The organism is uncultured Microscilla sp., from assembly GCF_947493425.1.
Lineage (GTDB): Bacteria > Bacteroidota > Bacteroidia > Cytophagales > Microscillaceae > Microscilla.
Window position 1 is genome coordinate 34,193 of the sequence record NZ_CANLRP010000017.1, and the last position, 13,574, is coordinate 47,766.

Annotated in this window: 9 protein-coding genes; 3 read left to right on the forward strand and 6 right to left on the reverse strand. The window is 39.0% G+C overall.

Annotation, left to right across the window (positions count from 1 at the left end; all coding sequences use genetic code 11):
* Positions 1-313: 313 nt before the first annotated feature.
* From Q0954_RS07050 to Q0954_RS07070, 5 genes are all read right to left on the reverse strand, one after another.
* On the reverse strand, positions 314-1,117 hold the full coding sequence (locus Q0954_RS07050; protein WP_299455399.1) for an FkbM family methyltransferase: 804 nt from the start codon (positions 1,115-1,117) through the stop codon (positions 314-316).
* Between the two features lie 115 nt (positions 1,118-1,232).
* Positions 1,233-1,523, reverse strand: a complete 291-nt coding sequence (locus Q0954_RS07055; RefSeq protein ID WP_299455400.1) for a hypothetical protein — start codon at positions 1,521-1,523, stop codon at positions 1,233-1,235.
* Between the two features lie 18 nt (positions 1,524-1,541).
* Positions 1,542-2,744: a sugar transferase gene (locus tag Q0954_RS07060; RefSeq protein WP_299455401.1), complete on the reverse strand. Its 1,203-nt coding sequence runs from the start codon at positions 2,742-2,744 to the stop codon at positions 1,542-1,544.
* Positions 2,716-3,120 carry a response regulator transcription factor gene (locus tag Q0954_RS07065; protein ID WP_299455402.1) on the reverse strand — a complete coding sequence of 135 codons (405 nt, stop codon included), beginning with the start codon at positions 3,118-3,120 and terminating at the stop codon, positions 2,716-2,718. Before Q0954_RS07065 ends, Q0954_RS07060 begins: the two co-directional genes overlap by 29 nt.
* A gap of 21 nt (positions 3,121-3,141) precedes the next feature.
* Entirely contained in the window at positions 3,142-5,184 is a 2,043-nt protein-coding gene (locus Q0954_RS07070) for an LruC domain-containing protein (protein ID WP_299455403.1), read from the reverse strand.
* Positions 5,185-5,669: 485 nt separating this feature from the next.
* Here Q0954_RS07070 and Q0954_RS07075 point away from each other — a divergent pair, with 485 nt between their 5' ends.
* The 3 genes from Q0954_RS07075 to Q0954_RS07085 all read left to right on the forward strand — a co-directional run bounded on the left by Q0954_RS07075 (position 5,670) and on the right by Q0954_RS07085 (position 12,053).
* Positions 5,670-7,022: a sigma-54 dependent transcriptional regulator gene (locus Q0954_RS07075; RefSeq protein WP_299455404.1), complete on the forward strand. Its 1,353-nt coding sequence runs from the start codon at positions 5,670-5,672 to the stop codon at positions 7,020-7,022.
* Between the two features lie 159 nt (positions 7,023-7,181).
* Positions 7,182-8,282, forward strand: a complete 1,101-nt coding sequence (locus tag Q0954_RS07080) for an FIST C-terminal domain-containing protein (RefSeq protein ID WP_299455405.1) — start codon at positions 7,182-7,184, stop codon at positions 8,280-8,282.
* A gap of 543 nt (positions 8,283-8,825) precedes the next feature.
* The gene (locus Q0954_RS07085) at positions 8,826-12,053 is read left to right on the forward strand and encodes a PAS domain S-box protein (protein ID WP_299455407.1); all 3,228 of its coding nucleotides are present in this window, start codon (positions 8,826-8,828) and stop codon (positions 12,051-12,053) included.
* Between the two features lie 12 nt (positions 12,054-12,065).
* On the opposite strand, the gene Q0954_RS07090 is transcribed toward Q0954_RS07085, so the two are convergent.
* Positions 12,066-13,565, reverse strand: coding sequence for a Mur ligase family protein (locus Q0954_RS07090; protein WP_299455409.1), 1,500 nt, complete (start codon positions 13,563-13,565; stop codon positions 12,066-12,068).
* Between the last annotated feature and the right edge of the window lie 9 nt (positions 13,566-13,574).

The following is a 13,574-nucleotide window of genomic DNA, read 5'->3' on the forward strand; positions in this document are numbered from 1 at the left end:
AGCTATTTTTTAGACTAATGTACCTATTTGAAGGATTACTTGTAAGCGTAAAATTATATAAATATTTTTAGAATGTGTAAAGGTATGTAAGAAAGAGTTTAATTTCTTTCGTAAAGATTATACTTGTGTAATACAATTTTGTTTGAGTTAGCATTTTATAAATGTTAGATTAAATTATTATAAGGAACGGGCAAAAAATAAGTAGGCAGGTAGGGTGTTTATATAGTAAGTATGAGCAAGCAGATGGGCATAAAAACACCGCAAGCAAAAAAATGTTTTGCTTGCGGTGTAAACCTCTGTTGATAAGTGTCATTTAAACTTGTTTAGTAGCAGCAAAATTATGTTCGTCAATCTTGGTATATTTAAACTCTCCCCACTGTGCAAGCAGTTGTTTAAGTGCTTGCTGATCAGAAATACAGGTTTCCATGATGAGCATCAGGTGGGGGCAGTTTTTTATAAATTCGGAGGCACCTTTGAGCACTTCACTTTCCATTCCTTCTACATCTAGTTTTATGATTACTTTGTCATTGTGCGACAGGGGCAACTGATTTACAATCGAGTCAAACTGTTGGATTTGCCCATTGTTGGTCTGGCTTGTTTCAGGAATATGGTTGTTTCTAATAACTTTGCTTGCCCCTTTGTTATGTGGTCTTACTTCAAAGCTTACTTCTTCTTTTTTTGAGCCCAATCCCCAAGGGTAAGAGTGAATATGTTCGGTGAGGTGATTAATTTTAATATTTTGTTGCAACACTTCAAAGTTTGCTGGCACAGGCTCAAACGTTAAACACTTATACCCATTGTTTGCCAACCAAACAGAGTAATCGCCAATGCAGGCACCAACATCCAAAAAAGTGTCATATTTACTCAGGTTTTTTCGGATAAATTTTTTCACCTTTCTTTCATAGTTATAGTTGGCATACATGAAATCAGTGGTGTCTTTGCGGCAAAGAAAAACCCCCATACGCGAATAAATGAGGCGATCGGTTGAATTGCTTTTTTTTGATATTACATACCTTAGAGCATTGCTTATAGATCTGAAATCTATGTAGCGTAAATATTCCCAGAAATACCACCAGTAAATCTGAATTTTGTCATAAGTTTTAGTAATCTGTTGCATATAATTAATAGTATTTTGATAAAAACATTAGTAGAGTGTATACTTATAATTTATCTGTAAGCCAGAGGTTTTACACCTTGGATACAGGGTCTAGGATACTGCCCTTGATGGTTTGTCAAGGCGATAACCTAAACTTTATATTGACAATCGCTAATAAATAAGCTGTTTTTTGTGATTGTACAGCCAATAGCGCCGACATTATCCATGTTTCAATCTTGTTGCCTGATTTTAAAAAAAACTTGTTTTTGTGATAAATTATTGATAATGAGTGTTTTATGTTTATTTTGTTTTTTGTTTCAGGTATTCTAATTCCCCATTTTAAGACATTACTTTCCCAAAAAAAGAAAATCAATGATTGAATCTGAGTTTTGCTGTTCAAAGCAACTCCCATAGCTTCTATAGGCAAGCGATCAATGTTGTGATCCTACACTTTTTCGGTTTGTAACAGTGCTGGAATGGTTTGAAAAATGATTTTCATATCCAGCCAAAACGAATGTTTTTGCGCATACTCATTGTCTAAAGCTACTCTTTCTTGTGCCGACATATCGGCTTTTCCTCTTTTGGTCACTTGCCATAAACCTGTAATACCGGCGGGTGCATTGAATCGTTGTACGCTGTGATCACGAGTGAGTTTTTCAGCTTCATAAAGTGGCAATGGACGGTTGCCTACCAACGACATATCTCCTCGTAATACATTGATAAGTTGAGGTAGTTCGTCTATGCTGGTTTTGCGTAAAAATCTGCCAATTGGAGTTACCCTTGGGTCTTGGCTAAACTTTTTAAATGCTGTTTGCTTTTGTCTCTCTACTCGCATGTGTTCTAGTTTTTCACATACTACTACCCCATTGTCTTTCCAGAGTTGTTGAGTACAAGCACAGGCGTTTATTACACATTGTGCACAAGTATTGCTCAAGGCTGCTTGGTTGTTTACTTGGTCAATATCCTGGTATTGGTTTAAGTGCTCCATTTGCTTTATCTGTTGATCAGCATTTGCCTGCATCGTTCTAAACTTGAGCAACGAGAACACCTTATAGTAAGCCCCTACCCGCTTTGATTTATAAAATACTCCACCACTTGACTCCAGCCTAATGAGTAAAGCCACTACAAGAAATAGAGGTAATAATATCAAGAGTGCCGTCAGTGAGGCAACAATATCAAATAGTCGTTTGCCATAACCTGAAATGTTTACTGGGGTGTTAAATCGGGTAAATTTGCCAGAAGCTGCATCGCTAGGTATTTGTTGCTTTATTTTGAGCAAAATATCCAGCCTTAATTTAAGTAAATCATAACTGATAGGGTCAATGAATATATCGTTGATTTGTGACTTGACTGATGCTAATGATAACCTTGCAAATTCGCCCATCTCTCTGGGGTAAATAAAAATAACGGGCAGTTGGGTTTTGTCGTATTGTGCCCTGATTTTTTGCAGAAAATCGACATGAGTAAAAATCGGATAGTTAATTACACAAACACAAACATCTATGTCATAAACGTTATTTTTTATAGCTTGCTGAGCGTCATCTATATTATTGAATGCCACAATGTGGTAATGCTTGCTCAAGTTCAGATTGCATTGGAGGCGTTCACGCTCATTATGATTAATATATAGCAGGACTGGTTTTTTCATTGCTCGAATTGTTTTGAATAGTTTTACAAATTTTTATAAATAGTTCTTTGGGGTTAAAGGGTTTCATGAGGTAATCACTGGCACCCATTTCCAGGCATTTGATGCGATCATTGCTATCATCTAAACCAGAAAGTATGATAATGTTAATATGTTGGTATAATTGGCTGTTTTTGATATTGGTAGTAAGCTCAAAGCCATTCATTTCAGGCATTTCCAGGTCAGTTACTATTATTTCGGGTGCTTCATTTTGTTCCAGCCAGGCAAAAAACTCCAGTCCATTGCTAAAATCAATTACTGTAAAGTGTGCATCCAGATAAGACTTAAGCATGTATCTCATCATATTGTTATCTTCTATAATTGCTACTTTAGTTTTCATAATATATTGCTTATAAATGAATTAATATATGTTTTCGTTGTTCCTGTATCCAGTTTTATCGAGGTACCAGTCATCAAATGACCCTCCTTGACTTTGTGCCCATTCTACAAATTTTAGAAAGGCAATATTGATTGCTTTTTTCTCTATAGGATAAGCAAAGTGGGTAGGTATATGAAGCGCAAAAGGTAAGTTTTGAGAGGTTCTGTAAAAGCGATTGGCAGTAGGGTTGCTCTTGTCCTGTAAAGTACCCAAAAGGCTTAAGTCAGCCAGGTTGGTAGGTGGATGATCCACCAAATGTACTTCGTGCCCCCTGGTTTTATTGACCATTATAAAAGGGTTGTAAGGAGCATTGCTAAGGGTAGCGAAATCAATAGGGCTTGACAACACAATCTTGATATGTAAAGTATCGTGTTGTACTATGGGTGCGTTTTTTTGAGTGTTTACAAAAAATCCTGAAGGCCGCGTTACTTGTTTGTAGGCGTTGTCAAATACCACCACTACAGCTTTATCCTGATTGGCTTCTACTCCATTGTTAGCCAGTGTAATGTAGTTTTCGGTAAGTTGTGAACCCGTCACTGAGGCTACTTGTTGGGGTGCAATGGGTAGTTGTATAGCAAAGCCATTATGGTATGAAGCTCCTATGGCACGAATGATAAACTGAGCGTTGATTTCGGTTACTTGATCTTGCGCGTTGGCAACCAGGTTATATTGATAATTAACAACCAAGTCGTTGAAGTCAAAATCTCCTTTGGCTGGCCACAAATCCTCAAAAGCCAAAGTCCCAAAAGTATTATTGGCGGGTAAATAATTGTTAAATGCTTTTTGGCTATCCTCTGGAAAAGCATCATTTACGTCGGTTACTCCATCATTGTCAGTATCGGTACCACTATGGGTTACTTGAGGCATCTGATCGCTCTGAATAGCGGTATAAGGGTTGGCGGTTACGTAAAAAATAGCATCATTAAAATCTTGATCGCAACTGGGGTAGTCGCGTCGGGTGTCTTCAAAACCCAACAATACCAGTTTTCTTTCCGAGTCGTTGATCAACACATTGTGTTGGCGGTCACTAGCACTACTTTCGGGGTTAAAGTCAGGGTTTGAATAGATGGTATAACTTGAGTTAGTAACTGTTTGGCTGGTAGACTTCCACCCTTGTGCTACCAAAAACCAACCAATGCCAGTGCCTGCTGGAAACTTGCCTAAAAATACTTTATTGCCAGATTGAAGTCCCCCACCACTGCCACTGAATGATACATTAGGAAAAATAATTTTCAACTGCTTAATCTCTTCAACTGTTCGGGGTGGGTTGTTTAAATCGTATGTATAGTAACCCAGTGAGTTGCGCCAGCCAGCGCCTTCATGCACAAACGTAATCCAAATATCCGCTTCTTCTTTTACGGCAATATCAGTTACATTACCTACTTTCAAATACTCTGGGTGAGCGTTAGGCACTGGGGCGTTTTCGGGGAGAGTATGGTTGACATCAGTCAGAAAAAGAGCGTCAAACACATCATTCGTAGTGAGGTAATCAGGTACTCCCTGGCTATCGTAAGCACCTAAAAATGTGTAAGTATCACTGGTACGTTCTTGTGGTTTACCAATAGTTTGTCTTTTGGTGTTTGAGGCAGGTTTGATGCTTACCTGATAATTAATTGCCTGATTGCTCACCGTGAGTACATGTTCACGGACAAAACCTATGTGATCAACGATCAGGTATAGTTGCTCTACATAACGAGGCAGGGACATTTTTCTTTCAAATACTCCTTGAGTATTGGTATAGCCACTCACAATTAATTGTCCTCCATTGTGGGGTGCCTGTGTATACAACTTTAGAGGTACCTTAGGCAGGCTTTTGCCAAAAGCTAGAGCTTGAATAAAGATGGAAACTTGTTGAGTACTTTGGTAATTGAAGTCTTTTGGGAAAATCATTTTTTGAATATCACCAGTAGCATCTGGTTGAATGTCTTTATCGAGTAACATATGGCAAGCATTCAAAGCAAGTAGCCCCAACACACATACTGCGAGTTGTAGTTTATAAATGATATGTAGGTTGAAATTTTTCATCTGGTAAATTATTATGAGTAGAGTTTTTTTTAGTTTTTTAAAAAAGATACCCACCCTACAACATTGGCTGAATGGGTATCAGTAGCAACATTAAGATTACAGGTTCTTCAATGTTTTTCAAGTATATTTATCCCATATTCTTTGGCAGGCAACCGACTCTCTTGGTGGTTGCTTAACCAGTAGTAGTATTGTAAATAGCATTTTCGTTTTTTGTAGCTGTATGTACTAAGTTGTTTGCCAGTTTTAATGAAAAAATATTGCCTTTGTTTGTAAGTATCTTATAATGAGTATGTTATTTGTTTTTAATGCTTTTAAATAGTCTCTTTTTGGGATTTTTTTTCTAAAAATGGAATGGATTCGAACGTAAAAGGAGGAAGTAGAAAAGAAAATAAGCTTAGGATAATAGAAACAAATCAGCTATAATACGTCTATTGTAAATATCCTTTGATAATAAATTATAACGAACTAAACCTTTATGCGAAAATATGGAAACCTCTAAGATTTTTGTGGTAGAAGATGACGATTGGTATGCCAAAATATTGATGTACACATTATCGCTCAACCCCGATTATGAGGTCATTAGGTTCAAGTCAGCTACAGAAGTATTGGCAAGCCTTCACCTCAAACCCTCTATTATTACCCTCGATTATTCATTGCCTGACACCAAAGGCGCGAAACTACTCAAGCAACTCAAAGAAAGATTGCCCGATGTACCTGTAGTGGTGGTGTCGGGGCAAGAAGACATTACTACAGCAGTGAGTTTACTCAAAGAAGGAGCGTATGATTATATAGTAAAAGATGAAAACACAAAAGAAAATCTTTGGAAGGTAATTCATCATATCAGAGATCACATATCACTGAAAAAACAAATTGACGATTTGCGGGAAGAAGTGGAACGAAAGTACACCTTTGATAAGATAATTAAAGGAAATAGCCCAGCGATTCAGCGAGTATTTAGACTGATGGAAAAAGCTACTTCTAATAACATTACAGTATCTATCACAGGCGAAACAGGCACTGGAAAAGAACTGGTGGCAAAAGCCATTCACTATAACTCTCACCAAAAGAAAAAATCGTTTGTTGCAGTCAATGTAGCGGCTATTCCAAAAGAGTTGATAGAGAGTGAGCTGTTCGGACACGAAAAAGGAGCATTTACTGGTGCTGTAGCGCGTAGAATAGGCAAGTTTGAAGAAGCCCACAAGGGCACCCTGTTTTTAGACGAAATAGGTGAAATGGACTTGAATATGCAGGCAAAACTGTTGCGAGTATTACAAGAGCGGGAGCTAAGTAGAGTGGGGGGCAATGAGTTGGTAAAAATAGATGTAAGGCTGATAGTAGCTACCCATAAAAACCTGTTGGAAGAAGTGCAAAAAAATAATTTTAGAGAAGACCTGTATTATAGGTTATTAGGTTTGCCCATTGTAGTACCTCCATTACGTGAACGAGGCTCTGATATTATATTATTGGCAAAATACTTTGTAGAACAATTTTGCAAGGAAAACAAGATGCCTTTGCTTAAAATTTCGCCTGAGGTCAATAAAAAACTGTTGCAATACCCTTTCCCTGGCAATATAAGAGAACTCAAGGCAATGGCAGAATTGGCTGCTGTGATGGCAAACGATGATACCATTTATCCTGAAGACATCACCTTTAATACTACCCGAAATGCGGCCGATTTGTTGTTCAACGAAACCACCCTGAAAGAATATAATCAAATGATTCTGAAGCATTTTTTGCAAAAATACGATAATAATGTTTTGTTGGTTGCCCAAAAACTGGATATTGGTAAATCTACCATTTATCGTATGATTAAGAATGGCGAAGTCAGTGTAGGGTAATCCCATCTTGGGAAATATTTATCCCGTTATGGGACAAGAGGTCAGGTGGTTTAGTGATAAATGCTTGATTTGTAGGTGCTTATTTTCTGCGCATTGTATTAGAAGGTTGGGTGGCATTAGCCTTTATTTATTTTCAACACAACCAACATCATTACAATTATGTATATAGCACCTACCTCTATCGAACAAATGCTTCAGCCTATTATTCAACAGGCAGATAAGGATAAATCTAAAACTTGGCTTCTCATGTTTGGTGAGCAAGACTTGCCCAACATTACACAATTGATTCAGGTTTTAAACGCCCATCATATTTCTTTTTTTGGGGGAGTATTTCCAGGGGTTGTCTTTCAGGAAAAAAAATACGAGAGAGGACTTGTAGCAGAGCAACTACCCGCCAACGTAGATTTGTTATTGGTACAAGAACTTGATTCGCCTGATTTTGAAATAGGCTTTCTGCCCAATATTGTTGCTTGTAATGACGCATTAAGTGCTTTGGTGCTGGTAGATGGACTTACTGCCAATATTGCCTCATTTTTGCGCCGTTTGTACGATATATACGGCGATAATGTAAACTATATGGGAGGAGGAGCAGGGTCATTGACTTTGGAACAAATGCCTTGTGTATTTAACCAAGAAGGCGTTTTTCAAGATGCTGCCATTGTTGCATTTACTCGGTCGTCGAGCTCGCTTGGTATTCGTCATGGTTGGCAAAAAATAGTAGAACCTTTTCTAGCTACCAATACTACCAACAATGTGATAAGTGAACTTAATTGGGGAAATGCTTTTGAGGTATATAGAGATGTGGTAGAAGAAAGTAGCGGGGAACGCTTATTACAAAACTCATTCTTTGACATAGCCAAGGGGTACCCATTTGGCATTACTAAAGAAGGACTGGAAGTAGTAGTACGCGATCCTATTATGGTAAATGCTCAAGGCGATTTGGTGTGTGTAGGCGAAGTACCCCAAAATGCTTCACTTGCTATACTGAAAGGTGACAAGCAAAACCTAATTAATGCTGCCAAAGAAGCTGCTGAAGCGTGTAATAACTCCAGGCAAAGCTTGTGTATGGTGTTTGACTGTATATCAAGGGTATTGTTCTTGGAAGATGATTTTGATAAAGAACTTCAGGCGGTAAAAAAGGGGTTGGGCAACCCTGCTCAATTGTTAGGTGCACTAACTCTGGGCGAGATCTCATCTTATGGAGATGGGTATATTGAGTTTTTTAATAAAACAATTGTGGTAGGCGCTTTGCATACCTAAAACCGATGGATTTGTTATGATAACAGATCATTAAATATGAGTCATAATTAAATACATCTGCTATATATAATTAGGAATGGTGTAAAAATAAATTTCTATAGTAACGCTAAAATATTTTGTTGCTAGACGAGGCACGGCAATATCCAGTGGATGTTGAGCGAGCTTGAGGGATGGTCGGCTAATAGCATCGCTATTCGGCTATTTTTTAACAAAGTATAGCCTCAAAAGATGAGGTTAAGAATGCGTATTTATTTTGGTACCATTCCTTAGGAATTGTTCAAAAATAAATTTACACTCTGAGGGGTGATTTTTCGCCTTGATACTTCGTTATTTTTATTGCCCGTAGCGCTGCTATGGGCGCAAAAAATAGCCTCGTCTCAAAACAAAACCTCTACCTCAAGAATGGTAATTTAATTTCTCACCATTCCTTAGTGTATTATGAGTAGCTTATGGCTAATTGCTTGCTACTACTTAGGCTTATGCATTATCAGGCAATATTAATACAACAACTGCTAAAAAATAAATCGTATCCAATATAATACAATGATTCAAAAAAATGACGTGCTGGACGATATAGCCACTTTGTATGAACTATCCCTCTCAATAGGTTCATCCTTAAATTTATATGAAAATTGCGAACATTTTTTAACTACCTTGCTGTCGCGTAAAAACCTTGATTTTGCTTCAGTATGGTTAAAAAAGTCATTGATTAAGCCACAGCAAGCAGATGGACATAACCTAATGACTGTATTTGCTTTACCCGTGTCTAAAAACGAGCAGGAAGAATTAGACGCTGACCATTTTTTGCCTGTCAAAACTACCCAATCACCCTATTTCTCCTGCCATGTTACCGACAAAGAGTTTACCGATTGTATTCAGGAAAACAACATTGTAAAAGGCGCCTATGCTATTTATCAGTTGGGCGACATAGGTTTTCTAAAACTCTACTCTGCCCGTTGGCAAAAAGCCCTCTCAACTACAGAACTGAATAAACTCAAGGCCGTGATTGATAAGTTTACCGTATCGCTTGAGGGGTGTTTATCGCACCAACGCTCTATTTATGAGGCAAAGAGCCGTTTGAAAATGGAGAAGCAACTTCGGGAAAAAGACATGCTCTATAGCACAATGGTAGAAAAGCTTCAGGATGGCTTAATTATTACTACCCCTGAGTCCGATATTATATTTGCCAATCCACGTATGGAGGAGCTGTCTGGTTATAAGCTGTCAGAAATGTTGCACCGAAAAACGTACGAGCTATTTATAGCCAAAGACAAGCAAGAGCTGCTGAATGAAAAACTGCAGGGCAGGCGCGAGGGACGATCTGATAAATATGAAATAGAACAAGTACGAAAAGATGGCACCTGTTGGCAGTCGTTCGTCAACGCTACGCCTTATTATAACGATGCCGATGAAATGATAGGGATTATGGCTTTGGTCACTGATATTACACACCAAAAAAATGCCGAAGCACACCTCAAAAAGTCAGAGCAAGACCATCGTTTGTTGTTTAACAGAAATCCGCACCCAATGCTGATTTTTGCTACCAAAACCTTACAAATACTTGCTGTAAACGATACTATGGTAGAGAAGTATGGGTATACCAAAGAAGACTTTGCTCAAATGAGTCTTAGAGACTTGCGCCGGACAGAAGACATTCCATACCTAGAGGCAAACCTGAACCAACACCAGGAAGTGACTCGAAGTACGCATTGTTTGAAAGATGGTTCCCTCATAAACGTAGATATATCAGGACGCGATATTTTGTATAACAATCAAGCTGCTCGTTTGGTGCTCATTCAGGATGTCACAGAAAAACTCAAAGCCGAAAATGAACTTCATATTACCTCATCACGGCTGAAAGCTTTGTTGCAAAACATGCAAGCAGGCATACTGTTAGAAGATGCTCAACGCAAAGTAGTGCTTGCCAATCCAGTGTTTTGCGATATGTTTGACGTGCCTGTACCTCCCGAAGAGCTTAAAGGGCTTGACTGTGCCCCTTTTGCCGAGTTGAGCAAAGGGTATTTTACAAACTCAGATACTTTTATTTCGGTGATCAGCGATATACTCACCGCCAGAAACATTGTATTGGGCGAAGAGCTCGAACTGGTAGATGGCAGGGTGTATGAACGTGACTATATTCCTGTGTTTAGCAATGAAGAATACTTGGGGCACTTGTGGCAGTACCGCGACGTGAGCAACAAAAAAAAGGCGCAAAAGGTGTTGATTGAGGCACGCAAAAAAGCTGAAGAATCATCTTTGGCAAAAGAGCGGTTTCTTGCCAACATGAGCCACGAAATACGTACTCCGCTTAATGCCATCATTGGTATGCAACGGTTGTTGAATAAAACTGCTTTAGAAGAAAGACAGCAAAGATATTTAGATGCCATAGGTACTTCAGCAGACAATCTCTTAGTGATTATCAATGATATTTTAGATATATCGAAAATTGAGGCTGGTAAACTGGAACTCGAAAATGTAGGCTTTGACCTTTGTAAACTTATTCGCCATTTGGTATTTACCCTTGGTTACAAAGCTGAAGAAAAAGGCATTGGTTTGTATGCCAACATTGATGACAATATGCACCCCGTTGTATTGGGCGACTCGGTACGACTGCACCAGATATTACTCAACTTGCTCAATAATGCCATTAAATTTACTGATGTAGGCAAAGTAATCATCAGTACGTTTTTGGTAGAAGCCAACCCTGATACTCAAACTATATGTTTTGAGGTAAGTGATACCGGGAGGGGAATCAAAGCCGAAAATATGGAAGCTGTTTTTGAGAGTTTTACTCAAGAAGATGCCAGTATTACCCGCAAGTTTGGTGGTTCGGGGTTAGGACTCGCCATAGGTAGGCAGTTGGTAGAGTTGTTTGGGGGCAAACTCATGGCAACAAGCGAATACGGCAAAGGTACTACGTTCTCGTTTACGCTTACTTTCAAAAAAGAAACCATAGATGCCATAACCCCAGTACAGGAGATAACCCAGGAAGGAGAAAAAGCTTTGCAGGGAAAAAAGGTGTTATTGGCAGAAGATAACCAGATGAACCAGTTTTTGGCAACTACCATTCTGGAAGAGTGGGGAGTGATAGTGGAGGTAGCCGAAGATGGCAAACAAGCCGTTGAAAAATTTAGTGAAGATAAATACGACTTGATCTTGATGGATATGCAAATGCCCATCATGGATGGACTGGAAGCCACTCGTATTATTCGCCAGCAATTGAGGTCTACAGTGCCCATCATTGCACTTACCGCCAATGCCATCAAGGGCGACCGACAAAGGTGTATAGAGGTAGGAATGAACGACTATTTACCCAAGCCATTTGCCCAAAAAGATTTGCAGGAAAAAATATTGCATAACCTCAATTTACCTACCAAAACACTTGCCCAGGAACCCGCAGTAAATAAGCAAAATGAGGAGATTATCCAACTCTACAGTTTAAACAAACTTGATAAAATGATGAGTGGTAACAAGACCCACATCAAGAAAATGTTGGAAATGTTTGTAAACGACACCCCAGCGTTGGTGCAAGATATGCAACAAGCACTGGTTTCCAGCGATATTCAAACTGTAGGCAAACTGGCACACAAGGTAAAAAGTTCTGTTGATATTCTCGATGTAAAAGATTTGGGCAAAGTAGTCAGAGAAATAGAGGCATTGGCAAAGGAACACCCTCAAAGTGAGCGCATCCCTTTGTTGATTCGTAGTTTTGCCAGCATTCTCGAACAAGTAGTGGTTGCCCTGCAAAACGACCCTATGTTTCAAGAGTGATTCTTGGGTTTTTTACTCATTATAAGTATCTGGCAAATCATTTTCATACAAAACCACGTCACCCGCCTTGGCTATTTTCATCAAGTGTTGGTTAGCATCGGTCAGGTTGCGGGCAATGTAGAGACGATCTTCAGGGTAGTTTTTATTTTTGAGCCCCTCTTGTATAGGTAAGGTTTGTTTAGGACCTACCAAAATGGCATAATCTACATGCTCAGCAATTTGTTCACCCAATACTTTATTCAACTCATACTCCTTCTCGGCAAGTTCAATCATTCCAGGGGTAATAATCACTTTTTGCCCACCTTCAATCTGTTTAAGCACGTTTAACGCCATCTTAGCCCCGGCAGGGTTGGAGTTAAAAGCATCGTCCAAAATAGTAATTCCGCCTGGGTTGCGCTTAAGTTCCATCCGGTGTTTAACAGGTTGGAGGTTTTTTACGGCAAACTGAATGTTTTTAATTGGAACATCAAAGCGAAGCGCCACTGCACAACAAACCAAAATATTCGACATGTTGGCTTCACCCATGAGTTTGGTTTCCAGTTCCATTACTTTTTCATTTTTATGATATACCGAAAACTGCATGCCCTTTGCGGTGTATTGAAGATCGCGTGCCTGGTAGTCAGCTTCGGGTTGGTGTAGACCATAAGCATGATTTTCTACATGGGTAATTGGGGGATGGTTCTTTACATATTCATAGTCAAAGTTAAGGTAACCTACTCCATCTTTAGGCAAAGCATCAATGAGTTCAAACTTACCTTTTTGAATGTTTTCAATCGATCCAAACGTGTCAAGGTGTTGGTCAGCTACTGCCGTTAGTATGCCAATTTGTGGGTGGGCAAGGTCGCATAACTCCTTAATATCACCTATTTGTTTGGCACCCATTTCACATACAAAAATCTCATGAATAGGCTTAATGTGGTTGCGAATGGTAATGGTTACCCCCATAGGTGTATTGTAACTACCTGGGGTCATGACTACATTGTATTTTTCAGATAAAATTCGGGTGAGAAAATGCTTCACGCTCGTTTTTCCATAACTACCCGTAATGCCAATTACCTTAAGTTGAGGCATAGACTTGATAATACGGCGGGCATCGGCATAGTACCACTGGGCAATGTGTTGCTCTACCGGAATAAGCACAAAGTTGGCTAAGATAAGCCAGCCAAATGCCATAAAATCCATAAAAACAAGCGTCAACATGGTAAATTTAGTAGGCACAAACCACACAACGACTATACTGGTTGCCACAAATAGCCCTATAGATGTAAAAAACAAGGTTTTAGCGCGACGAGTAAAAGCAAGTTTCTTTTTGTGTTTTTCGGTAAGTAATCGATACGCTCCAAAACCAGCACCAAATATCCATATCAGGTAAGCAAGTATAGAGACTATTTTGAGCAAAGCCAACCCCCCAGCTATTGCCATAAGTAACACACTAAAGACAAGTTTTTGGCTAAAGTTTTTCTTAGTCCAACTCCAGTAACGGCTATTTCTGTAGCTGTTGAGTTGCATCATGTGCAGCTC

What these genes read in the sequence shown, in the direction of transcription:
- Q0954_RS07050 (WP_299455399.1), bottom strand. Translation starts at nt 1,117, where the DNA reads ATGCAACAGATTACTAAAACTTATGACAAAATTCAGATTTACTGGTGG.
- Q0954_RS07090 (WP_299455409.1), bottom strand. Translation starts at nt 13,565, where the DNA reads ATGATGCAACTCAACAGCTACAGAAATAGCCGTTACTGGAGTTGGACT.
- Q0954_RS07075 (WP_299455404.1), top strand. Translation starts at nt 5,670, where the DNA reads ATGGAAACCTCTAAGATTTTTGTGGTAGAAGATGACGATTGGTATGCC.
- Q0954_RS07070 (WP_299455403.1), bottom strand. Translation starts at nt 5,184, where the DNA reads ATGAAAAATTTCAACCTACATATCATTTATAAACTACAACTCGCAGTA.
- Q0954_RS07065 (WP_299455402.1), bottom strand. Translation starts at nt 3,120, where the DNA reads ATGAAAACTAAAGTAGCAATTATAGAAGATAACAATATGATGAGATAC.
- Q0954_RS07080 (WP_299455405.1), top strand. Translation starts at nt 7,182, where the DNA reads ATGTATATAGCACCTACCTCTATCGAACAAATGCTTCAGCCTATTATT.
- Q0954_RS07060 (WP_299455401.1), bottom strand. Translation starts at nt 2,744, where the DNA reads ATGAAAAAACCAGTCCTGCTATATATTAATCATAATGAGCGTGAACGC.
- Q0954_RS07085 (WP_299455407.1), top strand. Translation starts at nt 8,826, where the DNA reads ATGATTCAAAAAAATGACGTGCTGGACGATATAGCCACTTTGTATGAA.